The sequence below is a fragment of the Streptomyces rhizoryzae genome, assembly GCF_023155275.1.
GTDB classification, from domain to species: Bacteria; Actinomycetota; Actinomycetes; order Streptomycetales; family Streptomycetaceae; genus Streptomyces; species Streptomyces rhizoryzae.
Genome location: NZ_JALMUV010000035.1, coordinates 19,516 through 43,616 on the forward strand (window position 1 = coordinate 19,516; position 24,101 = coordinate 43,616).

The 24,101-nt window shown below is 76.4% G+C and carries 21 protein-coding genes; 13 read left to right on the plus strand and 8 right to left on the minus strand.

The genetic code is table 11. The features are described 5' to 3' along the window. Positions 1-120: 120 nt before the first annotated feature. From MUU72_RS24700 to MUU72_RS24715, 4 genes are all read left to right on the plus strand, one after another. Positions 121-1,758, plus strand: a complete 1,638-nt coding sequence (locus MUU72_RS24700; RefSeq protein WP_248015586.1) for a class I adenylate-forming enzyme family protein — start codon at positions 121-123, stop codon at positions 1,756-1,758. A 216-nt stretch (positions 1,759-1,974) separates the two neighbouring features. Further along, the gene (locus MUU72_RS24705) at positions 1,975-2,889 is read left to right on the plus strand and encodes a TIGR03619 family F420-dependent LLM class oxidoreductase (RefSeq protein ID WP_248015587.1); all 915 of its coding nucleotides are present in this window, start codon (positions 1,975-1,977) and stop codon (positions 2,887-2,889) included. A 102-nt stretch (positions 2,890-2,991) separates the two neighbouring features. After that, positions 2,992-3,642, plus strand: a complete 651-nt coding sequence (locus tag MUU72_RS24710) for a LysE family translocator (RefSeq protein WP_248015588.1) — start codon at positions 2,992-2,994, stop codon at positions 3,640-3,642. 201 nt (positions 3,643-3,843) lie between these two features. Beyond that, positions 3,844-4,602, plus strand: a complete 759-nt coding sequence (locus MUU72_RS24715) for a DUF4232 domain-containing protein (RefSeq protein ID WP_248015589.1) — start codon at positions 3,844-3,846, stop codon at positions 4,600-4,602. Here the strand turns inward: MUU72_RS24715 and MUU72_RS24720 are convergent. Continuing rightward, on the minus strand, positions 4,599-6,242 hold the full coding sequence (locus MUU72_RS24720; protein ID WP_248015590.1) for a FadD3 family acyl-CoA ligase: 1,644 nt from the start codon (positions 6,240-6,242) through the stop codon (positions 4,599-4,601). The genes MUU72_RS24715 and MUU72_RS24720 overlap by 4 nt on opposite strands. Before the next feature lie 112 nt (positions 6,243-6,354). On the opposite strand from MUU72_RS24720, the gene MUU72_RS24725 reads away from it, so the two are divergent. The 3 genes from MUU72_RS24725 (at position 6,355) to MUU72_RS24735 (ending at position 8,858) form a co-directional block, all read left to right on the plus strand. After that, positions 6,355-7,506 carry a lipid-transfer protein gene (locus MUU72_RS24725; protein WP_248015591.1) on the plus strand — a complete coding sequence of 384 codons (1,152 nt, stop codon included), beginning with the start codon at positions 6,355-6,357 and terminating at the stop codon, positions 7,504-7,506. Between the two features lie 81 nt (positions 7,507-7,587). After that, complete coding sequence (locus MUU72_RS24730; RefSeq protein ID WP_248015592.1) at positions 7,588-8,070, plus strand: Zn-ribbon domain-containing OB-fold protein; 483 nt, start codon at positions 7,588-7,590, stop codon at positions 8,068-8,070. Then, on the plus strand, positions 8,067-8,858 hold the full coding sequence (locus MUU72_RS24735) for an enoyl-CoA hydratase/isomerase family protein (RefSeq protein ID WP_248015593.1): 792 nt from the start codon (positions 8,067-8,069) through the stop codon (positions 8,856-8,858). The genes MUU72_RS24730 and MUU72_RS24735 overlap by 4 nt, the downstream gene beginning before the upstream one ends. Before the next feature lie 55 nt (positions 8,859-8,913). Here the strand turns inward: MUU72_RS24735 and MUU72_RS24740 are convergent, their stop codons facing one another. Next, positions 8,914-9,498, minus strand: coding sequence for a hypothetical protein (locus MUU72_RS24740; protein ID WP_248015594.1), 585 nt, complete (start codon positions 9,496-9,498; stop codon positions 8,914-8,916). A 209-nt stretch (positions 9,499-9,707) separates the two neighbouring features. On the opposite strand from MUU72_RS24740, the gene MUU72_RS24745 reads away from it, so the two are divergent. Beyond that, complete coding sequence (locus tag MUU72_RS24745; protein WP_248015595.1) at positions 9,708-10,406, plus strand: hypothetical protein; 699 nt, start codon at positions 9,708-9,710, stop codon at positions 10,404-10,406. 5 nt (positions 10,407-10,411) lie between these two features. Here MUU72_RS24745 and afsK read toward each other — a convergent pair whose 3' ends face one another. After that, on the minus strand, positions 10,412-12,883 hold the full coding sequence (gene afsK, locus MUU72_RS24750) for a protein serine/threonine kinase AfsK (RefSeq protein WP_248015596.1): 2,472 nt from the start codon (positions 12,881-12,883) through the stop codon (positions 10,412-10,414). A gap of 825 nt (positions 12,884-13,708) precedes the next feature. Between afsK and MUU72_RS24755 the strand changes: the two genes are divergently transcribed. Beyond that, positions 13,709-14,356, plus strand: a complete 648-nt coding sequence (locus MUU72_RS24755; protein ID WP_248015597.1) for a TetR family transcriptional regulator — start codon at positions 13,709-13,711, stop codon at positions 14,354-14,356. A 259-nt stretch (positions 14,357-14,615) separates the two neighbouring features. Here the strand turns inward: MUU72_RS24755 and MUU72_RS24760 are convergent, their stop codons facing one another. Both MUU72_RS24760 and MUU72_RS24765 read right to left on the minus strand, forming a co-directional pair. Beyond that, positions 14,616-15,086, minus strand: a complete 471-nt coding sequence (locus MUU72_RS24760) for a nitroreductase family deazaflavin-dependent oxidoreductase (protein WP_248015598.1) — start codon at positions 15,084-15,086, stop codon at positions 14,616-14,618. Continuing rightward, positions 15,086-16,411, minus strand: coding sequence for an acyl-CoA dehydrogenase family protein (locus MUU72_RS24765; RefSeq protein ID WP_248015599.1), 1,326 nt, complete (start codon positions 16,409-16,411; stop codon positions 15,086-15,088). The genes MUU72_RS24760 and MUU72_RS24765 overlap by 1 nt, the downstream gene beginning before the upstream one ends. A gap of 167 nt (positions 16,412-16,578) precedes the next feature. Here MUU72_RS24765 and MUU72_RS24770 point away from each other — a divergent pair, with 167 nt between their 5' ends. Together MUU72_RS24770 and MUU72_RS24775 are read left to right on the plus strand one after the other, a co-directional pair. Continuing rightward, positions 16,579-17,772, plus strand: coding sequence for a thiolase C-terminal domain-containing protein (locus MUU72_RS24770; protein ID WP_248015600.1), 1,194 nt, complete (start codon positions 16,579-16,581; stop codon positions 17,770-17,772). Between the two features lie 69 nt (positions 17,773-17,841). Further along, a complete protein-coding gene (locus tag MUU72_RS24775) occupies positions 17,842-18,567 on the plus strand; it encodes a pyridoxine/pyridoxamine 5'-phosphate oxidase (RefSeq protein WP_248015601.1) in 726 nt (241 codons plus the stop codon). A 119-nt stretch (positions 18,568-18,686) separates the two neighbouring features. Here the strand turns inward: MUU72_RS24775 and MUU72_RS24780 are convergent, their stop codons facing one another. Further along, positions 18,687-19,202: a Zn-ribbon domain-containing OB-fold protein gene (locus tag MUU72_RS24780; RefSeq protein WP_248015639.1), complete on the minus strand. Its 516-nt coding sequence runs from the start codon at positions 19,200-19,202 to the stop codon at positions 18,687-18,689. Positions 19,203-19,472: 270 nt separating this feature from the next. Here MUU72_RS24780 and MUU72_RS24785 point away from each other — a divergent pair, with 270 nt between their 5' ends. Continuing rightward, positions 19,473-21,749, plus strand: a complete 2,277-nt coding sequence (locus tag MUU72_RS24785) for an acetate--CoA ligase family protein (protein WP_248015602.1) — start codon at positions 19,473-19,475, stop codon at positions 21,747-21,749. A gap of 67 nt (positions 21,750-21,816) precedes the next feature. Then, a complete protein-coding gene (locus MUU72_RS24790; protein ID WP_248015603.1) occupies positions 21,817-22,689 on the plus strand; it encodes an enoyl-CoA hydratase/isomerase family protein in 873 nt (290 codons plus the stop codon). A 13-nt stretch (positions 22,690-22,702) separates the two neighbouring features. Here MUU72_RS24790 and MUU72_RS24795 read toward each other — a convergent pair whose 3' ends face one another. After that, positions 22,703-23,326 carry a hypothetical protein gene (locus tag MUU72_RS24795; RefSeq protein ID WP_248015604.1) on the minus strand — a complete coding sequence of 208 codons (624 nt, stop codon included), beginning with the start codon at positions 23,324-23,326 and terminating at the stop codon, positions 22,703-22,705. A gap of 8 nt (positions 23,327-23,334) precedes the next feature. Then, on the minus strand, positions 23,335-23,928 hold the full coding sequence (locus tag MUU72_RS24800; RefSeq protein ID WP_248015605.1) for an RNA polymerase sigma factor: 594 nt from the start codon (positions 23,926-23,928) through the stop codon (positions 23,335-23,337). Between the last annotated feature and the right edge of the window lie 173 nt (positions 23,929-24,101).

Genomic DNA, 24,101 nt, shown 5'->3' on the forward strand with positions numbered 1-24,101 from the left:
GTACGGGACGCACGCGCTGGGTGCCACACGGGGTTCGCACGGTAGCTGACGCCCCGTCAGCTCCGCTGCTACAGTCGCGCCGTCCGGACCTGCACCGCCCGTCCGCCCAGGAGGCGCGCCGTGTTCGAACCCGCCCGTGTCCGCACGCTGTGGGAACTGGTCGAGTACCGGGCGCGGGCCTCGGGGAGCGCGCCGATGTTCTTCGACGGGGGCGGCGGGCGGAGCGTGTCGTTCGGCGCGGTGCGGGATGCGGCGCTGCGGGCGGCGGCCGGGTTCCGGGAGCTGGGCATCGGGGCCGGGACGCGGGTGATGTGGCAGCTGCCGACCCGTATCGAGACGGTGATCGCCTCGCTGGCGCTGGCCCGGCTCGGGGCCGTGCAGATACCGGTGCTGCATCTGCACCGGGCGCGGGAGGTCGGGTTCGTCCTGGCCGAGTCGGCGGCCGCGTTCGCGCTGGTACCGGGGGTGTGGCGGGGGTTCGACTACGCGGCGATGGTGCGCGGGGCGGCACACGGGACCGGGGCGGACGAGATCGCAAGCGGCCCCGGCGCGGGCGGGGCGCGGGTGCGGGTGGTGGACGTGGGGGGCGGGCTGCCGGAGGGGGACCCGGCGGCGCTGCCCGAGCCCGCGGACGGGACCGGTGCAGTGGACGGGGCCGGCGGCGGTGACGTGCGCTGGATCTACTACACGTCCGGGACGACCGCCGCGCCCAAGGGGGTCGAGCACACCGACGCCTCGCTGATCGCCGGCGGGGCCGGGCTGGCCACCGCGCTGGGGATGTCGGCGGACGACGTCGGCTCGATCGCGTTCCCCTACGCCCACATCGCCGGGCCGGACTACGTCATCGCCATGCTGATCAGCGGCTTCCCCGCGGTCGTGCTGGAGGCGTTCGACGCGGAGGGGGCCGCCGCCGTCTACCGGCGGCACGGGGTGACCATGGCGGGCGGCTCCACCGCGTTCTACCAGGCGTTCCACGACGCGTCGCGGCGCCGCCGGGCGGCCGCCCCCGACGCCGGGCCGCTGATCCCCTCGCTGCGGCTGCTCTCCGGCGGCGGGGCGCCGCTGCCGCCGGAGCTGTACCGGGCGGCCGGGCGGGAGCTGGGGTGCGCGCTGGTCCACGGGTACGGGATGACCGAGTGCCCGATGATCGCGATGGGGACGCCGTACGACAGCGACGAGCAGTTGGCGCACACCGTCGGCCGGCCGGTCGCGGGCGCCCGGGTGCGGATCGTACGGGCGGACGGCAGCCGGGCCGCGACCGGGGAGACCGGGGAGGTGACCGTCGCCGGGCCGATGGTGTTCCGGCGGTACACCGATCCGGCGCTGACCGCCGCGGCGTTCGGCGCGGACGGCTTCTTCCGCACCGGCGACCTCGGGTACCTCCGCGCCGACGGGCACCTGGTGCTCACCGGGCGGCTGAAGGACATCATCATCCGCAAGGGCGAGAACATCTCCGCGCAGGAGGTCGAGGACCTGGTGCGCACCCATCCCGCGGTGGCCGAGGCGGCGGTGATCGGGCTGCCCGACCGGGAGCGCGGGGAGCGGGTGTGCGCGGTGGTCACGCTCGCCGGGCGGGACGGCGGGCCGGGGGCGGACGGGCCGGCGCTCACCCTGGCCGGGCTGACCGCGCACCTGCGGGCCGCCGGGCTGATGACCCAGAAGCTGCCGGAGCAGCTGGAGATCACCGACGAACTGCCGCGCGGCGGGCCCCTGAACAAGGTGCTGAAGGCGCGGCTGCGGGCGCGGTACGGGGGCTGACGGGCGGCTGCCCGGCCCCGGGGGCCGCCTCCCGGTCCCCCGCTGTTGACCCTGACATCGGTGTGAGGGCTTACAACGGGTCTCCGACGGAGTACGAGACCGTACCAGCCACCAGGGCCGCCGGAGCCGTTCGGCCGCTTCAGCTGTGCCCGCCACGCCAGCTGTCGCCGCGTCAGCCGCTCCCCGCGTCCCGCGTCCGGAAGCGAGGCCACCACCATGAGCGCCGGTCACCGCCCCACCAGGAGCCCCGGCAACGACAGCGGGGAGATGCGGTTGCACGTCGTGCTGCCCTCCGAGTCGGGGGCGATGGCCGCCGGGGAACTGGCCGCGCTCGCGCGGGAGGCCGAGGAGCTGGGGTACGCGGGGGTCTGGCTGCCGGACCACCTGCTGCCGCCGGGCCCGTACGGCCGGCCGCCGGAGGGCTACGGCGGGGTGTACGAGGCGCTGACCACGCTCTCCTACCTGGCGGCGGTCACCGAGCGGGTCACCCTGGGCACCTCCGTGCTGGTCGCGCCGCTGCGCGAACCGCTGCTGCTGGCCCGGCAGTCGGCGGCCCTGGCCCGGCTGAGCGGGGACCGGTTCGTCCTGGGGGTGGGCGTGGGCTGGCAGCCGTACGAGTTCGCGGCGGCCGGGGCGGACTTCCGCGAGCGGGGCGCGCGGACGGACCGGACGCTGCGGCTGGTGCGGCAGCTGCACACGGGCGCGGGCGGGCCGTACGACGACGGGACGGTGGCGTTCGACGGGCGGGCGGTGTTCGAACCGGTGCCGGCCGCGCCGGTGCCGTTCCTGATCGGGGGGAACTCGGACGCGGCGCTGCGGCGGGCGGCCGAGTTCGGCGGCTACTGGCAGGGGGTGGGGCTCACCCCGGACGGGTTCGCGGAGCGCGCGGCGTGGCTGGCGCGCCGGGCCGCCGGCGGCGCGGCCCCGGTCGCGGCCGGCGCCCGGATCGGCTGGGACGGGCCGGACCGGACGCTCGCGGAGCTGACCGCCGAGGTCGCGGCCTGGCAGGCGGCCGGCGCGGCGGACCTCGCGGTGTGGTTCGGGTCGGTGCGCCACGGGTTCGCCGACCGGATGCGGGCGCTGGCGCGGGGCACCGGGGTGCACGGCGGCCGGATCGCGGGCGCGCGGTAGGTCCCGGGCGGGGGCGCGGGCCCGGCCGTCGCCGCCCGCCGGGGGGCGTGTGCGACGGCTGCTAGGTTGCGATCAGGCGAACGCGCGTACGGAGGGTGTGCTGTGATCGGGCTGGGAGCAATAGCGGGGATCGCGTTGGTGGAGCTCGGCATGGTGCTGACGCCGGGGCCGAACATGATCTATCTGGTCTCCCGCTCGATCACCCAGGGCCGCCGGGCGGGGCTGGTCTCGCTGGCCGGGGTGGCCCTCGGCTTCCTGGTCTACCTCCTCGCGGTGTCCGCCGGTATCGCCACCGTCTTCGCGCTGGTGCCGGAGATCTACCTGGCCCTCAAGCTGGCCGGTGCGGGCTACCTGCTCTGGCTGGCGTGGAAGGCCGTCCGGCCGGGGGGCCGGTCCGCCGTGGCGCCCCGGGAGCTGACGCCGGACGGGAACGGCAAGCTCTTCCTGATGGGCTTCCTCACCTGCCTGCTCAATCCCAAGGTGGCCATCCTCTACATCTCGCTGCTGCCGCAGTTCGTCGACCCGGCGGGCGGCCATGTCGGGCTCCAGGGGCTGCTGTTGGGGCTGACCCTGATCGCGGTGGGGGTCGCCGGTAACGCGTTCTTCATCGTGACGGCCGGTTCGGTCGCCGGGTTCTTCGGCCGGCACCCGCTCTGGCAGCGCCTGCACCGCTACGTCATGGGCACCGCGCTGGCGTGCTTCGCCGTCCGGATCGCCACCGAACGGACGGGCGCGGTGGCCGCCCTGCGGTGAGAGCCGGCCGCCGCACGGGGCGGTTCTTCCTGCGGTGTGCTCCGTACCGGCCTGCTGCCCGGGCGCCTGCCGAGGCGTTGGCGCCGTGGGCCGGCCCCGCTCAGCCGGGCGTTAGTGGAGCGGCAGTCCTGCGATAGCGGCCCCGGCCACGGTGGATGTCGTACCGAGGACAGCACGCCACCACTTCCCGGGGGACCCGACATGCGCGCCACCGCCACCGCCACTGCCCGCACCGCTCGCCGCCGCACCCTGCGCGTCGCCGCTGCGGCCCTGACCGCGGCCGCCGCGCTGTCCCTGACCGCCTGCTCCGGTTCGGACACCGCCGCCGCCAAGCCCGCGGGCCGGCCGGGCGCGGCCGCCGACGCCGGCGGTACGGGCGCCGCCCCCGAGGCCGGTGGCACGGGTTCCGCCGCCGGCGCGCCGGGCACCGCTGCCCGGCCGGACAACGCCACGTCCGGCTCCGGGGGCGCCACCTCGTCCCGGGCCGGCTCGGGCGGTGCGGCCCCGTCCCGCGCCGGCTCCGGCAACGGCGCGGCGCACAGCGGCGGGAAGAGCGCGTTCTGCCGCACCGGCGAACTGGCCATGGAGGCGGTCAACAGCTCCCCCGACCAGCAGGTCGGCGACGTCACCGTCCGGATGACCAACAAGGGCTCCCGGACCTGCTCGGCGACGGGTTTCGCGGGCGTGGACCTGAAGGACACCGACGGCACCTCCGCCCCCGTCCACCGCGGCGGTGAGCAGCCCCGCGTCACCGACCTGAAGCCCGGTGACACCGCCACCTTCAGCATCTCGTACCAGGTCGACGCAAGCGGCGACAGCCTCGCGTCCCCGACCCACCTGATCGTGACGCCGCCGAACGAGACCCACAGCGTGTCCCTGAAGTGGCCCGCGGACGCGCTGAAGCTGGCCGGCCCGTACGACGACAAGATCCAGGTCCACCCGGTCGGCATCGCCGGCTAGGGGGCGCCCGCCGCGCCGCCCCCACCGCGCTCCCGCAGCAGCCCCTTGACGACCTTGCCGCTCGCGTTGCGCGGCAGGGCGGTGACGAACTCCACCTCCCTGGGCACCTTGTAGTTGGCCATCTCGCGGCGGGACCAGGCGATCAGGTCGTCGGCGGTGAGGCGGGAGCCGGGGCGGCGGACCGCGTACGCCTTGCCGACCTCGCCGAGGCGACGGTCGGGTATGCCGACGACCGCGACCTCGGTGAGGTCCGGGTGGCGGGCGAGGAGCTGCTCTATCTCGGCGGGGTAGGCGTTGAAGCCGCCGACGATGAACATGTCCTTGATGCGGTCGGTGATCCGGAGGTTGCCGGCCGCGTCGAGGACGCCGACGTCGCCGGTGCGCAGCCAGCCGCCGGGGGCCAGGGCCCGGGCGGTGGCGGCCGGGTCCTCGTAGTAGCCGGTCATGACGTGGTAGCCGCGGACCTGGACCTCGCCGGGCGTGCCGGGCGGCTGCGGGCGGCCGGCGGCGTCCACGACCCGGACCTCGGTGTCCGGCAGCGCGCGGCCCGCGGTCGCCGCGATCACCTCCGGCGGGTCGCCGCGGCGGCACATGGTGACCACCCCGGTGCTCTCCGACAGGCCGTACGCGGTCAGGACGGTGGCGACCTTCAGCTCGCCGCGCAGCCGCTCCACCAGCTCCAGCGGGACGACGGCGGCGCCGGTGACGACCAGGCGCAGCGCGGACAGGTCGTGCAGCGCGCGGCCGGGGTGGTCCAGGAGCTGCTGGTGGAGGGTGGGCGGGCCGGGCAGGACGGAGATCTTCTCGGCGGCGATGTTGGCGAGCGCGGTGTCCGCGCTGAAGACCGGCTGCGGCACCATCGTCGCGCCGCGCAGCAGGCAGGCGATGATGCCGGCCTTGTAGCCGAAGGTGTGGAAGAAGGGGTTGACGATGAGGTAGCGGTCGCCCTCCACCAGGCCGGCCAGTGCGCTCCAGACGTCGTAGGCGCGCAGCGTCTGGCCGTGGGTGATCACCGCGCCCTTGGGACGGCCGGTGGTACCGGACGTGAAGAGGATGTCGGAGGGGTCGTCGGGGCCGAGGGCGTCAGACCGGGCGCGGACCGCGCCGGCCGGGACCGCCTCCCCCGCGGCGAGGAAGGCCCGCCAGGGCGTGAAGTCGGCGGGGGCGTCGTCGGCGAGCACCACGACCCGCGCCAGGTGCGGCAGTCCGGGCAGCGGGCCGCGGCCGTCCCCGCTCCCGGCGGCTCGGCGCAGCGAGGCGACGTAGGAGGTGCCGAGGAAGGTGCCGGTGACGAAGAGGAGCCGGGCGCGGGTGCGGCGCAGCAGGTCGGCGGCCTCGGCGCCCTTGAAGCGGGTGTTGACCGGGACGAGGACGGCGCCGGCGGTGACCGCGCCGAGGGCGGAGACGATCCAGTCGCAGGTGTTGGGCGCCCAGACGGCGACCCGGTCGCCGGGGGCGACCCCGGCGGCGACGCAGGCCGCGGCGGCCCGCTCCACCCGCTCGCCCAGCTCCGCGTAGCTGACCCGGGTGCGGCCCTCGACGACGGCCTCCCGCGAGCCGTGGCGCGCGGCCGCGGCGCGCACCAGCCGGGCCAGCGAGCCGTACGCCACGTCCGCCCGCGCATCGAGGTGTTCACCCATCGCCCCGCCTCCCGGTTGCGGCAAAAGACCGGCCCCGCACTAGCTGACTGACCGTCAGATTAGCGGTAGCCTCCTCCGCTGTCAGCAGTGACGGCCGAGCACGGAGGTGGCCATGGGGGCGACCCTGAAGGACGCTACGGCGATCGTCGGCATCGGGCAGACGCCGTTCGCCAAACGGCTCCCGGAGTCCGAGAAGGCACTGGCCTGCCGGGCGATCATCGCGGCCCTGGACGACGCCGGGATCGCCCCCTCGGAGGTGGACGCCTTCGCCTCCTACACCATGGAGGAGACCGACGAGGTCGAGATCGCCAAGTCCATCGGCGCCGGCGACGTCACGCACTTCTCCAGGGTCGGCTTCGGCGGCGGCGGTTCGTGCGCGACGGTGGGGCACCTGGCCGCCGCCATCGCCACCGGGCAGGCGAGCGTGGGCGTCGCCTGGCGGTCCCGCAAACGCGGCTCCGGGCCCCGGCCGTGGACCAGCACCCGCGTCCAGCTGCCCACCCCGGCGCAGTGGACCCGGCCCTTCGGCCTCCTGCGCCCCGCCGACGAGATCGGCATGCTGGCCCGGCGCTACATGCACGAATACGGCGCCACCCGCGACCACTTCTTCAACGTCGCCCTGGCCTGCCGCAACCGCGCCAACCAGAACCCGGCCGCGATGATGTACGACCGCCCGCTGACCCGCGAGATGTACATGACCGCGCGCTGGATCAGCGAACCGCTCTGCCTCTTCGACAACTGCCTGGAGACCGACGGCGCCCTGGCCTGCGTGGTGGTCTCGGCCGCGCGCGCCCGCGACTGCCGGCGCCGGCCCGTCTACGTCCACGCGGCCGCGCAGGGCCTGCCCGCCCAGCACCACGGCATGGTCAACTACTGGAACGACGACCCGCTCAGCGGCCCGGCCTGGACCGCCGCCCGGCACCTGTGGAAGGGCTCCGACCTCGGCCCGCAGGACGTCGACGTGGCACAGATCTATGACGCGTTCACCCCCCTCATACCCCTCTCGCTGGAGGGCTACGGCTTCTGCGGACGCGGTGAGGGCGCCGCCTTCACCGAGGGCGGCGCCCTGGAGATCGGCGGGCGGCTCCCCCTCAACACCGGCGGCGGCGGCCTCTCCGAGGCGTACGTCCACGGCTTCAACCTGATCATCGAGGGCGTCCGGCAGCTGCGCGGGACCAGCACCGCGCAGGTCCCGGGCGCCGCCACCTGCCTCGTCACCGCGGGCGAGGGCGTGCCCACCTCCGCACTGCTGCTGAGGAGCTGATACCGGATGCGCGCAGACCACTCCCGGCCCACCGGCCCGGCGACCGGCCCGGCGGACCCTTCCGTAACCGTCCGTGATTCCATGACCACAAGCCTGCCACCCGACACTGACACTCCCCCCGACCCCGCCGCCGGCCTGCTGCTCCCCGTCCCCGACGACGACGGCGCGCCCTTCTGGGAGTACGCCGCCCGCGGCGAACTCCGCGTCCAGACCTGCGCCGACTGCGACGAACCGCGCTTCCCGCCCCGCCCCTGCTGCCCGCACTGCCAGTCGTTCGGCGCCCGCTGGCAGCGGATGAGCGGCCGCGGCCGGATCTGGTCGTACGTCCTCGCGCACCCGCCGCTGCTGCCCGCCTACGCCGCCCTGGCCCCCTACAACGCGATCGTCGTGGAGCTGGCCGAGGCCCCGCGGATCCGCCTGGTGGGCAACCTCGTCGCCGCCCCGGACGCCGCCCTGAACTCCGTCGACCCGGCCCGGCTGCGCATCGGCGCCCCGGTGAAGGCGGTCTTCCCCACCCCGCCCGGCGGCCCGACCGTCCCCCGCTGGATGCTGGAGCGGCCGTGACCGCCCCCGGGGTCCGCACCGAGATCACCGACGGGGTCGCCCTGGTCACCCTCGACCGGCCGGCCCGGCACAACGCCCTCGACCTCGCCACCGCCGCCGAACTCTCCGCCCTGTGGCGGGAGTTCCGCTCCGACGGCACCGTACGGGCCGCGGTGCTCACCGGCGCCGGCGGCCGCGCCTTCTGCACCGGCATCGACCGCGCCGCCGAGGTCCCCCAGCCCGCCTCCCCGTTCTCCCTGGACGACCCGCTGCTGCGGATCGGCCCCAAGGCCAACGACCTGTGGAAACCGGTGCTCGCCGCGGTCGAGGGGATGGCCTGCGGCGGCGCCTTCTACCTGCTGGGCGAGGCGGAGTTCATCATCGCCGCCGAGGACGCCACCTTCTTCGACCCGCACACCACCTACGGCATGGTCAGCGCCTACGAGTCGGTCCTGATGGCCCAGCGGATGCCCTACGGGGAGATCGCCCGGCTCGCCCTGATGGGCACCGCCGAACGGCTCGGCGCCCGCCGGGCGTACGCGACCGGGCTGGTCTCCGAACTGACCGCGCCCGGCGCCGCGGCCGCCACCGCGCTGCGCCGCGCCGCGGTCCTCGCCGCCCAGCCCACCGAGGCCGTCCAGGGCACCGTCCGCGCCCTGTGGGCCGCGAAGGAGGCGGCCAGGACCCAGGCGCTGGCGCACGCCCCGCAGCTGATCGCGCTCGGCAGCCTCCCGCCGGACCGCCAGGCCGCCCTCTTCGCCGCCCGCGACCGCGGCGGCCCCGGCCAGGACCCGCCACCCGTCAGGTGACCGCCGGGCCGGTGCCGCCCGGCCGCCCGGCCCCGGCCCCGGCCCCGGCACCGCGTCACATCTTGGTCTTGTGCGCCCGCGTGATCTGGCAGGTGTACCAGAACGCCTGCCACGACGCCTGGTTCAGCGTGTACGTGGCCGTGTAGGTCTCGGTCGCGCCCGGCGCCACCACGACGCTGCGCTCGTGGACCCCGTACGTCGTGCCGTCCGCCGGCTTGTCCTTCATCCAGTCGATCCGCATGTCGTAGGAGTACGTACTGGTCGTGGACGGGTTGGTGATCGAGAGGGTGTAGGTGAACCGGCGCAGCGACGCGGAGAAGTCGCAGCCGCTGCCGCGCACGTCCGACCGCCCGTCCGGATCGAAGGTCTCCTCCGTCGGGGACGGCGACGGCGAGTAGCTGTCGTAGCCCGGCGTGTACGAGGGCGTCGGGTGGTACGGGTCGTAGCCGGACGACGAGGCCGACGGGCTGGGCCAGTTGCTCGGCATCGTCACATGGGGCCGGGGGCTGGGGAAGGCGCAGCCGCCCACCGCGGCGAGGGTGACCGCCGCCAGCCCGACCGCGAGGCCCGCGGTGCTCCCCCTGCGGGCGCGGCGCCCCGTGCCCCCGCCGGACGTGCCCGTACGCGTGCGCTGATCCATCTGCCTCGACCATCCCCCGTTGCTGCTGCCGAACCCGCCGAACCCCCAGGGTTGACGCGTGCACGGCACCCTAGCAAGACCCGCCGACAGCCAGGGCGGGCACCGGCCGGGGGCCGTACGCATCCGGCCGCACCCGTCTCGCGGCGGTGGACGGGCAGGCGTAGCGTCGGTCCCGGAGGACGACGGAACGAGCGAAGCGAGGCGACGCCGTGGTGCGCAACGTTCTCGGGTCCCTGATCGCCCTCATCGGAGCGGCGGCCGCCGTCTGGAGCCCCTTCCGTCCCTGGTACGACGGCCGTCAGGGCAGCGACATCCGGATCGAGGACCTCTTCGGCGGCCTCACCGGCAACGGCGCCACGCTCTTCGGCTCCCTGCTGCTCCCGATGGCCTTCGCCGGACTGCTGACCCTGGTCGGGGTGGTGCTGCGGTCCCGGCTGCTGATCACCCTCGCCGGGCTGGTGGTCCTCGGCTTCACCATCCTGTGGATGGTCCGCCAGGGGCAGAGCGCCGGTGAACTGACCGCCGGCGCCCACGGACTGGGCGTCGGCGCGGCCAACGCGCTCGGCGGCGGCGCCCTGCTGATCCTGGGTGCGCTGGTGATGCGCGGCCGCCCGCGCCGGGTGCCCGCGCACGAGGACGACGAGCGGGACGAGCGCGCACCGCACCCGCCGCCCGGGCCCTGGGCCCCGGACCACCCGCCCGCCCCCGAGGGGCATTCCGGCCCGCGCGCCTCGGCCCCCACCCGGACCACCTGGCAGCAGCAGCCGCCTACCCGGCCGGTGGACTGGGGCCGCGAGCAGCGGCAGCCGGGCGGCGCGGCGGGCGGCGACCGGGCCCCGGGCGGCCGCCCCGAGGGGCCGGAGGGTCCGGACCGGCCGCCGGACGGGCCCGGCCCGGACCGCGGCTGACGCGGCTACGGGCGCCGCGCCAGCCCCGTCCCCTTGGCCGCGTCCAGCGCGTACACGCAGCGGTCCTTGCTGCAGGCGTAGACCACGCCGCCGACCGCCACCGGCGAACCGGTGATCTCGCCGCCGGTGGCCAGCTTCCAGCGCAGCTGCCCGCCCATCGCGTCGAGGGTGTAGAGGCAGTGGTCGGCCGACCCGAAGTGCACCCGGCCCTCGGCGACGACCGGGGAGCCGACGACCTCGGCGCCCGCCTGGAAGCGCCAGCGCGGGGTGCCGGTCACCGCGTCGAGGGTGTAGAGGGCCTTGCCGCTGCCCAGGTGGACGGCGCCGTGCGCGACCAGGACCGGTTCGGTGGACTGCCGGGCCTCGGTGGCGATCCGCCAGCGGTCCCGGCCGTCCGCGGCGTCCAGGGCGTAGACCGTGCCCAGATAGTCGGCGAGGTAGAGGCCGCCGCCGGTGACCGCGGGGCCGGGCGCGAAGGCGGGCGGGCTCAGGAAGACCGCGGGCGCCTCGAAGTGCCAGCGGACGTCGCCGCGCGCGGCGTCCAGCGCCAGCACCCGGGTGCCGGCGACCACGTACACCGCGCCGTCGGGCGCCGGCAGCAGCCGCACCGGGACGCCGCCGCAGGACGCCGCGTCACCCACCGGGTAGGACCAGCGCTCGGCGCCGGAGCGGGCGTCCAGTGCCGTGAGCCGGGCGTCGGCCCAGACGTAGACCGTGCCCTCGTGGAGCACCGGCGCGGCCTCGGCGTTCTCGAAGTCGGTCTGGGCGCCGGCCAGCTCCCACCGCAGCTCGCCGGTGGCCGCCTCCCACGCCTGCACGCCGCCGCCCCGGGTGGCGGTGACGACCGTGCCGTGGCCGGCGGTCAGGGCGTAGATCCAGCCCTCGCTGCCCAGCCGCCAGCGCTCGCCGCCGTCCTCGGCGCCCAGGGCGTAGAGGGTCGGGCCGTCGGAGGCGTGGATCCGGCCGTCGGCGACCGCCATCGCCCAGGCCACGTCGCGGGTCTTGAACTTCCGCCGCCCGCTGGCCACATCGAGCGCGTGCACCTCGAACGAGGTGACGTAGAGCAGGTCGCCGGCGACCACCGGGGTGCCCCAGACGTCGTTCGACATCCGGAACCGCCAGGGGCGCCAGCGGCCCGGCTCGGCGGCCGGCGCCTCGGGGGCCGGCGCGGCGTCGGCCTGGCCGGCGGGCGCGCCCTGCGGCGGCACCCCGGCCGCCGGGGCGCCGCCGGGGGGCCGGACCCAGTTGGTGGCCGGGGCGGCCTGGCCGCGCGGCTGCGGCGCCTCGGCGGCGCGCGGCCCGGGCCCTATGGGGGCGGGCGAACCGCCGAGCCGCACCGGACCGGCGGCGCCGTCGGGGGCGGGCGGGGCGGCGGGCAGTGCGGAGGAGCCCACCGGGGCGGGCGCGCCGCTCCGCGGGTCGGCCGGGCGGTGCGCACCGGGGCCGGCGCCGACCCGGCCGGGCCAGCCGTCGGCGGGCGCGGACTGCGGCGGCGGGGCCGGCGGCATGGGCGGCACGGCGGCCGGCTCCGGGCGGGGCGCGGCCGCGGGGCGCGGGGTGGTCTGCGGGGCGGCGCCCCGGCCGCCGCCGCGCCGCCGCTCGATCAGCGCCACGGCACCGGGCGGCAGCCACGCCGAGGCGGTGCCGCTGTCGTCGCTGCCGGAGCTGAAGAGGTGCGGGGCCAGCTCGGACTGGAGATCGGCCGGGGACGGCCGCTGGGCCGCCTCCATCTGCATGCAGGACTCCATGAGCGGCCGCAGCTCCTCCGGCAGCCCGGCCAGGTCGGGGCCCTCCCGGAGCAGCATGAAGACCGTCTCGACGGGGTTGGCGCCGTGGAAGGGGGCGTGCCCGGTGGCGGCGAAGACCAGCGTGGAGCCGAGCGAGAAGACGTCGCTGGCGCCGGTGACGCTGCGGGAGTCGCGGGCCTGCTCGGGCGACATGTACGCCGGGGTGCCGACGGCGACGTTGGTCATCGTCAGGCGGGTGTTGGACACCCCGGAGGCGATACCGAAGTCGATCACCCGCGGGCCGTCCTCGACGACCAGGACGTTCGACGGCTTCAGGTCGCGGTGCACCAGGCCGGCGCCGTGGATGGACTGGAGCGCCTCGGCGATACCGGCGGCCAGCCAGCGCACCGCCTGGACCGGCAGCGGCCCGCACTCATTGACTATCTCCTCCAGGGAGGGCGCGGGGACGTACGCCGTCGCCAGCCAGGGCACCGCGGCCCTGGGGTCGGCGTCGACCACCGCGGCGGTGTAGAAGCCGCTGACCGCGCGGGCCGCCTCCACCTCGCGGGTGAAGCGGACCCGGAACAGCTGGTCCTCGGCGAGTTCGGACCGGACGGTCTTGATCGCCACGCGCCGGCCGGACGCCGAGCGCGCCAGATAGACCAGGCCCATGCCGCCGGCCCCGAGACGGCCGAGGACCTCGAACGGGCCGATCCGCCGGGGATCGTGCTGCGTCAGCTGCTCCACCACTTGCCTGCCACCTCCCCGTGGGGCGTAAAACGAGACCCTCAAGAGCCACGAGCCGCCGAGAGCCACTGCCCCTGCGCAGCGTCTCACCGCCTGGCCGAAACGGCCGTACGCACCCTGATTCTTCCTGGCCGGGCCGACGGTTGCGAACCCGGGGCCTGTCGGCCGTGTCACGACACTCCCCCTGCCGTACGCAACAAGGCCATTACCCGGCGTATTCCACCCCGCCCTGACGTGCGCCGATACGTCCGGGGTCGGGCGATTGCCGACGGGTTACCGGCCGGTCGCACCTCGCCTTCGGCCGATGCTCGCCGAATTTCCGCCGCTCATCGCCCCATCTGGACGGATGGATTCCGCGTCTGCCGGTGCGCAGCCGGTGCATAACGGCCGCTCCGCGGGCCCGTGGCGCCCCACCGGAGACCCGTCGACCGGTGGCCGAATCCATTCCCTCGCCCTCCGCGTTTGCCCGCTCATCCCCCACCCCCGTCCGGGCCGGCACCCCGCCCCGCGCGCGAGTGGATCAATTCTGCTCCGTGCGCGGCGATTTCGCGGCCACGGCGCCGCGGGCGGCGCGCGGCGTCCCGGGCCGCCCCCGCCGGGCGTCCGCGGCGCCGCACCCGGCAGCTGTCCACCGGGGTTGTCCAGGGAGTTGTCCACAGCCTGTTGATAACAGCATTCACCGGATCGGACCAATGGCGGCGGGCCCGCTTCCGGCGGCGACCGGGCCCGCGGCCAGGGCGGTCGGGGGCGTCGGCGGGCCCGAACTCCCGCGTCCCCATTTGCAGGCAGCCAAATCGCGCTCCGATCACCCCTCGGTAAGCTGACGGCATGACAGGACAAGTTCGAACCGTCGACGGCAGAGTTGCCGGCCGCCGCGGACAGGCGACGCGGCAAAAGCTTCTCGACTGCCTCAGTGAAATGCTCAGTTCGTCCCCCTATCGGGACGTCAAAGTCATCGATGTGGCCCGAAAAGCGGGCACTTCACCCGCGACGTTCTATCAGTACTTCCCGGATGTCGAAGGCGCGGTTCTGGAAATCGCCGAGGAGATGGCGAAAGAGGGCGCGAGCCTGACCGATCTTGTCGCCGGACGTTCCTGGGTGGGCAAGTCCGCCTGGCAGGCCGCCGAGGAGCTGGTCGACGGCTTCCTGTCCTTCTGGCGCCGGCACGACGCGATCCTGCGCGTCGTTGACCTGGGCGCCGCCGAGGGCGACAAGCGGTTCTACAAGATCCGCATGAAGATCCTCAACGCGGTCACCAACTCCCTTACCGAGTCCATCCAGGAACTCCAGGCCAAGAACAAGGTCGACAAGGACGTCAGCGCCGCGGCCATGGCCGGTTCCCTCGTGGCGATGCTGGCGGCGGTCGCCGGCCACCAGAAGGGCTTCCAGAGCTGGGGCGTCAAGCAGGCCGACCTCAAGCCGAATCTGGCCCTGCTGGTCCACTACGGCATCACCGGCAAGAAGCCCACCAAGTAGCGCGCCCGCGTCCGGCGCCGATGGTGCCGCCGGTCCGCCGGCCGCCTCACGGCCGCCCCTGCCGCCGCCGCCCCGGTCCGCCCCGGGAATCGTTCGTCCTGTGATTGTCCTGCCATAGCCGCAACGCCTCGCAGCCGGTGCCCGCCGCCCCGACGGGGCCGTACGGCACCCGCTGCGCGCGTTCCGGCGCCCCCGGGGCGCGACCGGCCCGCGCCCGGCCCGTGGCCCGGAGGCCCGCGCCCGGCCCGTGGCCCGGTGGTCAGCGCCGGTCCAGCCGGAACAGCCGGATCTCCCGTTCCACCCGCGCCTGATAGGCGGCGTACGGCGGCCAGAAGTCCAGGGCCGCCCGCCAGGCCCGCGCCCGTTCCTCACCGGTCAGCAGCCGCGCCCGCACCGGGATGTCCCGGCCGCGCCAATTCACCTCCGCCTCCGGCGTCTTGAGGAGGTTGCCGGTCCACGCCGGGTGCCCCGGGCGGCCGAAGTTGCTGCCGATCAGCAGCCAGCCGCCGTCCTCCTGCGGCAGGCACGCCAGCGGCGTGCGCCGCGGCAGCCCGCTGCGCGCCCCGGTCGCGGTCAGCACGACACCGGGCAGCATCCGGGTGCTCAGCAGGGACCTGCCGCCGCTGAGCCGGTGGACGGCGCGGTCCAGCGGGGGGATGACGTGCGGGGCGATGCGCGCGAACGTACGGGTCGCGGAGAGCTTCTGCACCAGGTGGGCGCGGCGGTCCATCAGGCACCGACCGCCGCTCGCGCCACCGGGCCCGCGGGGCCGCCCGCGCCGGGCGCTCCCGCCGGCTCCCCGCCGGGCCCGAAGAGGCCCGCCCGGTCCGCGGCCCCGGCGCGCAGCGCGTGCACCGGCCCGAGCAGCAGTTCGTCGCCGGCGGCCCGGGAGAAGGCCCGCCGCGCGGCGCGGTCCCCGCCGGCGCCCGGCCCGCCCGGCAGCTGCACCGCCTCGGCGGCCACCGCGCGCAGCGCCGCGAGCGCCTGGGCCAGCGCCAGCGCGCCCGCACCGGGCACCGGCGGCTCCCCCGGGCCGGCGCCGTCCGCCGCCCGGGCCGCGTGGTGCGCCGCCGTACGGGCCGCCTGCACCGCCCCGTACAGCTCGGCGAGCCGGTGCCGCAGGCCCTGGGGGGCGCCGGCCGGGCCGCCGTCCGCCAGGTGCGCGCGCAGCCGGCCGGCCGTACGGGACAGCAGCGCGCCGGCCGTACCGGCCGCCTCCGCCGCCAGGCAGGCGGCCGCCGTCGCCCCGGTGGCGGCCAGCGCCGCGGCCACCGCGGCCGCCGCCCGGTCCCCGTCCGCGGGCGCCTCGCCCAGCAACTCGGCCGGGACGTCCCGGAGTTCCACCCGGGCCTGCGGCCTGGTCCCGTCCGCCGCGTCCTGGCGGCCCCGCCGCAGCCCGGGGGGTGCCGCACCGTCCGGGCCGGCCGCCCGTACGGCGAAGAGCAGGGTCCGGCCGCGTGCGAACCCGCCGGTGTGCGCGGCGACCACCAGGACGTCCGCGGTGTGACCGTCGAGGACCTGGTCGGCCTCCCCGTAGAGCCGCCAGTCCCCCGCCGCCCCCTGGGTGCCGTCCGCCGGCGACCACCGGGCCTGGATGCCCCCGGCGCGGCCGCCGCCGGCCCAGTCGCCGCCGCCGGCCCCGGTCAGCGCCAGCGCGGTGGCCAGCCGCCCGCCGGGGACGGCCAGCGTGGCGGTCAGCTCCCCGGCGGCCAGGGCCGGCAGCAGGGCGGTGCGCCGCTCCTCCCCGCCCAGCGCGAGAAGCAGCGGGGCGGCCAGCGCGGCGGTGCCGATCAGCGGGCTGGGCAGTCCGGCGCGGCCGGTCTCCTCGCAGGCCGCCGCGAGTCCGGCGGTCCCGCGGCCGGCCCCGCCGTACGCGGCGGGCAGGGCCAGGCCGGGCAGGCAGGCCGCCGCGGCGAGCCGCCGCCACCGCGCCCGGTCGTACCCGTCGGGGCCGCCCGGGGCCGCCCCGCCCCCGTCCGGGCCGCCGTACCGGCCCAGCAGTGCGCGCAGCGGGCGGCGGATCTCGTCCTGCTCCTCGGTGAACGCGGCATCCATCGGCGGGCTCCTCCCGGCCGTGCGGCGACGCCGTCCGCCCGGACGGCGCCCGATCTGACGGCCCGTCATCATAGGGACGGGGCAACCACTTTCCTAGAGCCGGAGGGTTGCCGCCGCAGCCCTCCCACCCCTGCCCGCCCGCCTGTATCTGATGTACCGTCAGATTCATGAGGCTGACGTCAGCAGGGTCCCCCCTCCGCCGCCGGAAGGTCGCCGTCGCCGGGGTCGCACTGTCGGACTGCGGGCGGGTGGACGGGGCCACCCCCTACGCCCTGCACGCCCAGGCCGCCCGCCGCGCGCTCGCCGACTCCGGGCTGGACCGCTCGGTGATCGACGGCTTCGCGTCCGCCGGGCTCGGCACGCTCGCCCCCGTGGAGGTCGCGGAATATTTGGGCCTGCGCCCCACCTGGGTGGACTCCACCTCGGTGGGCGGCGCCACCTGGGAGGTGATGGCCGCGCACGCCGCCGACGCCATCGCGGCCGGTCACGCCGACGCCGTCCTCCTGGTCTACGGCTCCACCGCCCGCGCCGACCTCAAGGCCGGGCGGCGCACCGCCAACCTCTCCTTCGGCACCCGGGGGCCGCTCCAGTTCGAGGCCCCCTACGGGCACACCCTGATCGCCAAGTACGCCATGGCCGCGCGCCGCCACCAGCACCAGTACGGGACCACCCTGGAGCAGCTGGCCCGGATAGCCGTCCAGGCCCGGGCCAACGCGGCGGCCAACCCGGACGCCCTGTACCGGGAGCCGATCACGGTGGACGAGGTGCTGTCCGGCCCGATGATCGCCGACCCGTTCACCGCACTGCACTGCTGCGTCCGCTCCGACGGCGGCTGCGCGGTCCTGCTCGTCGCCGAGGACCACGTGCCCGACCTCGCCCCGCGCCCGGTCTGGGTGCTCGGGGCGGGCACCGCCGTCTCGCACTCCGCCATGGCGGAGTGGCCGGACTTCACCGTCTCCCCCGCCGCCGTCTCCGGCCGCCTGGCCTTCGAACGGGCCGGCGTCCGCCCCGCGGAGATCGACTTCGCCGAGATCTACGACGCCTTCACCTACATGACGCTGGTGACGCTGGAGGACCTGGGCTTCTGCGCCAAGGGGGAGGGCGGGGCGTTCGTGGAGCAGGGACGGCTGCTGCGGGGCGGCGCGCTGCCGGTGAACACCGACGGCGGCGGGCTGTCCGCCTGCCACCCCGGGATGCGGGGGCTGTTCCTGCTGGTCGAGGCGGTCCGGCAGCTGCGCGGCGAGGCCGGCCCGGACCGCCAGGTCCGCCGCCCGGACGGCAGCCTGCCCGAACTCGCCGTCGCCTCCGGCACGGGCGGCTGGTTCTGCTCCTCGGGGACGGTGGTCCTGGGGCGGGGGTAGCGGCGACCGGCTTCCTCGGGCGCGCGCTGCCGGACTCCGGGCCCGGGGCCGCCGCGTACGCTCCCCGGCATGCCCGATCACACCGATGACACCGCCGGCACCGATGGCACGCCGACCGCCGGGGCCGCCGCCGACGCCGAGACCCTGGCCTTCCGCGACCTGCTGCGCGGCCTGCGGGTCTGGACCGGGGAGCTGCCGTCCTTCGACCCGGCGCAGGCACCCGCCGAGCCGCTGCCGCTCTTCCGGCAGTGGCTGCGCGAGGCCGCCGAGGCCGGCGTTCCCGAACCGCACACCATGTCCCTGGCCACCGCGGACGCGGCCGGCGACCCGTCGGTGCGCATCGTGATGCTGCACGACGCCGACGAGCGCGGCTGGCACTTCGGCACCCACCGCGGCAGCCGCAAGGGCCGCGACCTGGCCGCCCGGCCGCGGGCCGCGCTCGCCTTCTACTGGGCGGCGGCCGGCCGCCAGGTGCGGGTGCGGGGCACGGTGACCGCGGCCGGGCCCGAGGAGAGCGCCGCCGATCTGCACCGCCGGTCCACCGGCGCGCTGGCCGCCGCACTGGTGGGCCGCCAGAGCGAGGTGCTCGGCTCGGTGGCGGAGCTGCACCGCGCGGCGGACGCCGCCTGGGAGCGCGCCGGGCGCGAGCCGGACGCCCCGGCCCCGAGCTGGACCCTGTACGTCCTGCGCGCCGACGAGGTGGAGTTCTTCCAGGGTGACCACCGCCGCCGCCACCTCCGCCTCACCTACCGGCGGACGGACGGCGGTTGGGAACGGGAGCTGCTCTGGCCGTGAGGGAGGCCGGGCCGCCGGGCCGTCTCCGGCCGGGCCGCGGACGAGCCGGACCGGAGGCGGACCGGGGCGGGGCGCGCGGGGCCGCGGGCGGACCGGGGCCCGGGCAGCCGCCCCCGGGCTCACCCCGCCGGGCGGAACACCGGGATCGCGAACCCGCCGTCCGGAGCCGGGCCCGGGCCGCCGCCGTCCGGGCCGGCGGCCGCCGGCCGTTCCGTGCGGAAGTGCAGCGTGAGCGGCATACCGATCCGCAGGCGGGCCTCCGGGCAGTCGGTCACCTCGGTCATCATCCGGGGGCCCTCGGCCAGGTCGACGACCGCGGCGACGTACGGGACGCGGCCACCGAACGGCGGGAGGTCGTTGCGGTGCACGACGGACCACGTGTAGAGGGTGGCGCGGCCCGTCGCCGGCTCCCAGCCGACGTCCTCGCTCCAGCAGGACGGGCAGAACTCGCGCGGGTAGTGGTGCACCGCGCCGCAGCCCGCGGCCCGGCAGCGGCGCAGCAGCAGCCGCCCCTCGGCCGCCGCCGCCCAGTAGGGCCGGGTGAAGTCGTCCACCTCCGGCAGGTCGAACCGCGCCGCCGGCGCCGCCGCCCGGGCCGCACCGCCGGCCTCCGCCGCCTTCCGCACCGCCGCCATCTCCCCGTCCCCACCGCCGCCGTCCGACGGCTCCGTCCGCACCGAAATTTCCTGACGGTACGTCAGTTCAGCGCACGGCCGGGCGGCGCGCAAGGGGGCCGCAGAGCCCCGCACGGCGCGGGCGCCGCGTCCGGAAGCTTTGCCGGGCACCTCGCGCACACCCATTCCTGACGAGCCGTCAGTTCAGTAACCTGACAAGGCGTCAGCTACTGCTGAGCGCGGTACGGCGCGCAGTCCACGAGAGCCGTCACACAGGAGCGGGCGTCTGCGATGCTTGGATCGACTCACGGCACCCTCACCACGCACTCCCGGCCGGCCCGCGTCGTGGCCTGCGGGGAGCACCGGCCACCGACCGTCCACGCCACCGGGGACCCCGGCGGCAGCGGCGGCCCGCGCACGGCGGGCGGCGCGGCCGCCGGGCCGGCCGCCGCCGACCTCGACGTCAGCGGCCGCCCGCTGCACGCCCCGGTCCCGGACCTGGACCGCTTCTTCCGGCCCGCCTCGGTGGCCGTGATCGGCGCCTCGGACACCGAGGGCCGCCCCAACACCGGCATCACCCGCCAGCTGATCGCCTGGGCCGAGCGGGTCGGCGCCCGGCTCCATCCCGTCAACCCCGGCCGCGAGCAGGTCTTCGGACTGCCCTGCCACCCCGGCGTCGCGCAGCTGCCGGAGACCGTCGACCTCGCCGTGCTGCTCGTCGCCGATCCGCTGCCGGTGATCGGGGAGCTCGCCGCCGCCGGGGTGCCCTTCGCGGTCGCCTTCGCCTCCGGCTTCGCCGAGACCGGCGAGGACGGGGCGGCCGCCCAGGCCCGGCTGGCCGAGGCCGTCGCGGGCTCCGGCCTGCGGCTGCTCGGGCCCAACACCAACCTCAACGCCTTCGAGGCATTCCGGGCCGACCTCGACGGCCCGGCCATCGCCCTGATCACCCAGTCAGGCCACCAGGGCCGGCCCGTCTTCGCCCTCCAGGAACTGGGCATCCGGCTCTCGCACTGGGCCCCGACCGGCAACGAGGCCGATCTGGAGACCGCCGACTTCCTCTCCTACTTCGCCTCCCGCCCCGAGGTCGGCGCGATCGCCGCGTACGTGGAAGGGCTCAAGGACGGCCGGAGCTTCCTGCTCGCCGCCGACCGCGCGGCCCGCAACAAGGTGCCGGTGGTCGTCGTCAAGGTCGGCCGCACCGAGACCGGCGCCCGCACCGCCGCCTCGCACACCGGCAAGCTCACCGGCGCGGACGCCGTGGTGGACGCCGCACTGCGGCAGTTCGGCGTGATCCGCGTCGACGGCCTGGACGAGTTGCAGGACACCGCGGCGCTGCTGGCCCGGGCCCGCAGGCCCACCGCCGAGGGCGTCGCGGTCTATTCGATCTCCGGCGGCACCGGGGCGCACTTCGCCGACCTGGCGACCGCCGCGGGCCTGACCCTGCCCACCCTCGGCGACGCCAAGCAGGCCGAACTCCACCAGTGGATACCGGGCTACCTCAACGTCGCCAACCCGATCGACAACGGCGGCCACCCGGTGGGCGACTGGCGCGGCCCCAAGATCATCGACGCGATCCTCGCCGACCCCGCCGTCGGCGTGCTGATCTGCCCGATCACCGGCCCCTTCCCGCCCATGAGCGACAAGCTGGCGCGGGACCTCGTGGCCGCCGCGGAGCGCACCGACAAGCTGGTGTGCGTGGTGTGGGGCTCGCCGGTCGGCACCGAGGACGCCTACCGCCGCACCCTGCTCGGCTCGTCCCGGGTGGCGACCTTCCGCACCTTCGCCAACTGCATCACCGCCGTCCGCGCCTATCTGGACCACCACCGCTTCACCGCCGCCTACCGCTCCCCCTTCGACGACGCCCCGCGCGTCCGCACCCCCTCCGCCCGCAAGGCGCAGGCCCTGCTGCGGCCCGGCCGGCAGCTCAGCGAGCACGCCGCCAAGCAGCTGCTGCGCGCCTACGGCATCCGCGTACCGCGCGAGCAGCTGGTGACCAGCGCGGCGGCGGCCGTCCGGGCGGCGGCCCAGGTCGGCTATCCGGTCGTGCTGAAGGGCTCGGGCCCGGAACTGGCCCACAAGACCGAACTGGGACTGGTCAAGGTCGGTCTGACCTCGGCGAGCCAGGTCCGGGACGCCTACCGGGAGCTGACCGACATCGCCCGCTACGAGGACCTGCCGCTGGACGGCGTGCTGGTCTGCCAGATGATCGAACGCGGCGTGGAGATGGTCGTCGGCGTCACCCACGACCCGCTCTTCGGCCCGACCGTCTCGGTGGGTCTGGGCGGGGTGCTCGTGGAGGTCCTCCGGGACGTCGCGGTGGGCGTCCCGCCGTTCGGCGAGGAGCACGCCCGGGCCATGCTCCGGCGGCTGCGCGGCCGCGCCCTGCTGGACGGCGTCCGCGGGATGCCGCCGGCGGACACCGACGCGCTGGTCGAGACCGTGCTGCGGGTCCAGCGGATGGCGCTGGAGCTCGACGGCGGGCTGGCCGAACTCGACATCAACCCGCTGGTCGTCCTGGAGCGGGGCCAGGGCGCGGTCGCCCTGGACGCCCTCGCCGTCTGCCGCTGAGCACCGCCGCGGCGGCCCCGCCCGCCGCGCTCCCGTACCGTCCCGCCCCCCGTGGAGCCGCTTCGCCATGACGTCCGCACCGTCCCCCCGTACCGGAACCGCCGGCGGCCCGGACCCGGCGGCCACCGCCGCCGCGCCCGCCCCCCGGCCCGACCCCTCCTTGATACTCCACACCACTGACAACGGCGTCGCACAGCTCACCCTCAACCGCCCCGACGCCCTCAACGCCCTCACCCCCGACCTGCGCGACCACCTGATCCGCCGGTTCGCCGACGCCTCCGCCGACCCCGCCGTGCGGGCCGTGGTGCTCACCGCGACGGGCCCGGGCTTCTGCGCCGGCGCCGACCTGCGCGGCGCCCCGCGGACCGGCGACCGGGTGGCCGGCGACGTCGCGCGGATGATCCGGGACGGCGCCCAGCGCCTGATCGCCGCCGTACTGGACTGCGAGAAACCGGTGATCGCCGCCGTCAACGGCACCGCCGCCGGGATCGGCGCGCACCTGGCGTTCGCCTGCGACCTGGTGCTGGCCGCCGCGTCGGCCCGCTTCATCGAGGTGTTCGTGCGCCGCGGGCTGGTGCCGGACGGCGGCGGAGCCTACCTGCTGCCGCGGCTGATCGGCCCGCAGCGCGCCAAGGAGCTGATGTTCTTCGGGGACGCCGTACCGGCCGCCGAGGCCGCCCGGCTGGGCCTGGTCAACCGGGTCGTGCCCGACGCGGAGCTGGCGGCCACCGCCGGCGCCTGGGCCGAGCGGCTGGCGGCCGGCCCCACCCGGGCCCTGGCCCTGACCAAGCAGCTGGTCAACGCCTCCCTCGACGGCGACCGCGGCACCGCGTTCGGCGCCGAGGCGGCCGCCCAGGAGATCAACATGACGACGGCGGACGCCCAGGAGGGCCTCGCCTCCTTCGCGGACCGCCGCCGGCCCGCCTACCGGGGGCGGTGACCGCCGCCCCCGTTCACCGCCGCCCCGCCTCCGGGCACTCCGGCACCTCCCGGGTGTTGCGGGTGCGCACCCCGGGCAGCCACCCCGCCACGCCCTGCCCGGTGCGCACCCGGTACCACCGGGTGGACGTCACACCCTGCTCGTCCCGCACCAGCTGCCCGTCCGTCACCACGCAGCGGGCCGCCAGCACGTCGCCGTGCCAGACCCGCCCCGCGGAGTTCCCGTGCGCCGCGTACGTCCGGTACGGGTCCTTGGCCAGCCGCAGCGAGCACTCCAGGGTGCGGTCCGTCCGGCACGCCGCCTCGCTGTTGTAGACCGTGACCGGCACCGACGCCGGCGGCCCGGCCGGCCGGACGTCCACGGCGCCCGGCCGCAGCAGCAGCCACCACACGCCGAGCACCACCACCGCCACCCCCGCCGCGACCGCCAGGACCACGGCGTACGGCCGCCGCACCGGCCCGGCCCGCCAGGGCCCGCCCCCGGGGACCATCACCCCCGAACTCCCCGCCGGTGCGGGCGTCTTGACGCGCTCCCACAGGCCCGCGGGCGTCTCGATCTCCTCGTCGGCCGCCCGCAGCACCGCCCGCAGCCGCGCCTCCGCCTCGCCGTCCCCGCCGTACCGTGGCCCCGCGCCCACCGTGCCGCTCACCTCCCGGCCCGTCCGTGCTCCGATTCAACGAGGTACGCGCGCAGCCTGTCCAGGGCCCGGGCGCGGTGCCGGGCGGCCGTGCCGCGGTGCACCTTCATGATCTGTGCGGCCTGGTCGAGGGTGTACCCGTCCAGGTCGACGAGGATCACGATGCCCGCCTGCCGGTGCGAGAGCCGCCCCAGCAGCCGGACCGCCTCCAGCTCCGCGTGCCGCCGCGCCACCCCGCCGTCCCACTCCCCCGAGCCGGGCCCCGCCCCGCCGCCCGCCCCGGCCCCGTCCGCCACGTCCGCCACCTCGTCCACCAGCACCTGCCGCCGCTCCTTGCGGTACGCGTCCCGGGTGGCGCTCAGGACGGCGGTGAAGGCGTAGGCGTACGGTTCCGGATGGGCCAGGAAGCGCTGCGGGCGGGCGGCCAGTTTGAGGTACGCCTCGTGGACCGCGTCCTCCGCCGACTGGCGCGAGCCGGCCAGCATCACGGCCCGCCGGTAGAGCCGCGGCAGCAGCCCGCAGAACACCTCGTCGAACGCCGCCGCCCGGGCCCCGCCGGACCCGGCTGCCGACCGAGCGGTCGGCGGTGTCGCATCGGCCATGAACCGGAACCCTCCCCCGTGCTCGGCTACGGCGCGACCGAGGGGGAAGGTACCCGGGCGCCCGGCAGCCAATCAGGAACACGGCCCCAATCTGCCCGAACCCTCATGATTCATCCGGCCGTTCCGGCCCGAACCACCCGTGTGAGTGGCACCCGCCCCTTCCTATCTGACGG

Coding starts and splice junctions, on each gene's coding strand:
- MUU72_RS24790 (WP_248015603.1), top strand. CDS start 21,817: ATGACGTCCGCACCGTCCCCCCGTACCGGAACCGCCGGCGGCCCGGAC.
- MUU72_RS24785 (WP_248015602.1), top strand. CDS start 19,473: ATGCTTGGATCGACTCACGGCACCCTCACCACGCACTCCCGGCCGGCC.
- MUU72_RS24755 (WP_248015597.1), top strand. CDS start 13,709: ATGACAGGACAAGTTCGAACCGTCGACGGCAGAGTTGCCGGCCGCCGC.
- MUU72_RS24770 (WP_248015600.1), top strand. CDS start 16,579: ATGAGGCTGACGTCAGCAGGGTCCCCCCTCCGCCGCCGGAAGGTCGCC.
- MUU72_RS24765 (WP_248015599.1), bottom strand. CDS start 16,411: ATGGATGCCGCGTTCACCGAGGAGCAGGACGAGATCCGCCGCCCGCTG.
- MUU72_RS24775 (WP_248015601.1), top strand. CDS start 17,842: ATGCCCGATCACACCGATGACACCGCCGGCACCGATGGCACGCCGACC.
- MUU72_RS24705 (WP_248015587.1), top strand. CDS start 1,975: ATGAGCGCCGGTCACCGCCCCACCAGGAGCCCCGGCAACGACAGCGGG.
- MUU72_RS24760 (WP_248015598.1), bottom strand. CDS start 15,086: ATGGACCGCCGCGCCCACCTGGTGCAGAAGCTCTCCGCGACCCGTACG.
- MUU72_RS24740 (WP_248015594.1), bottom strand. CDS start 9,498: ATGGATCAGCGCACGCGTACGGGCACGTCCGGCGGGGGCACGGGGCGC.
- MUU72_RS24715 (WP_248015589.1), top strand. CDS start 3,844: ATGCGCGCCACCGCCACCGCCACTGCCCGCACCGCTCGCCGCCGCACC.
- MUU72_RS24780 (WP_248015639.1), bottom strand. CDS start 19,202: ATGGCGGCGGTGCGGAAGGCGGCGGAGGCCGGCGGTGCGGCCCGGGCG.
- MUU72_RS24730 (WP_248015592.1), top strand. CDS start 7,588: ATGACCACAAGCCTGCCACCCGACACTGACACTCCCCCCGACCCCGCC.
- MUU72_RS24725 (WP_248015591.1), top strand. CDS start 6,355: ATGGGGGCGACCCTGAAGGACGCTACGGCGATCGTCGGCATCGGGCAG.
- MUU72_RS24800 (WP_248015605.1), bottom strand. CDS start 23,928: ATGGCCGATGCGACACCGCCGACCGCTCGGTCGGCAGCCGGGTCCGGC.
- MUU72_RS24720 (WP_248015590.1), bottom strand. CDS start 6,242: ATGGGTGAACACCTCGATGCGCGGGCGGACGTGGCGTACGGCTCGCTG.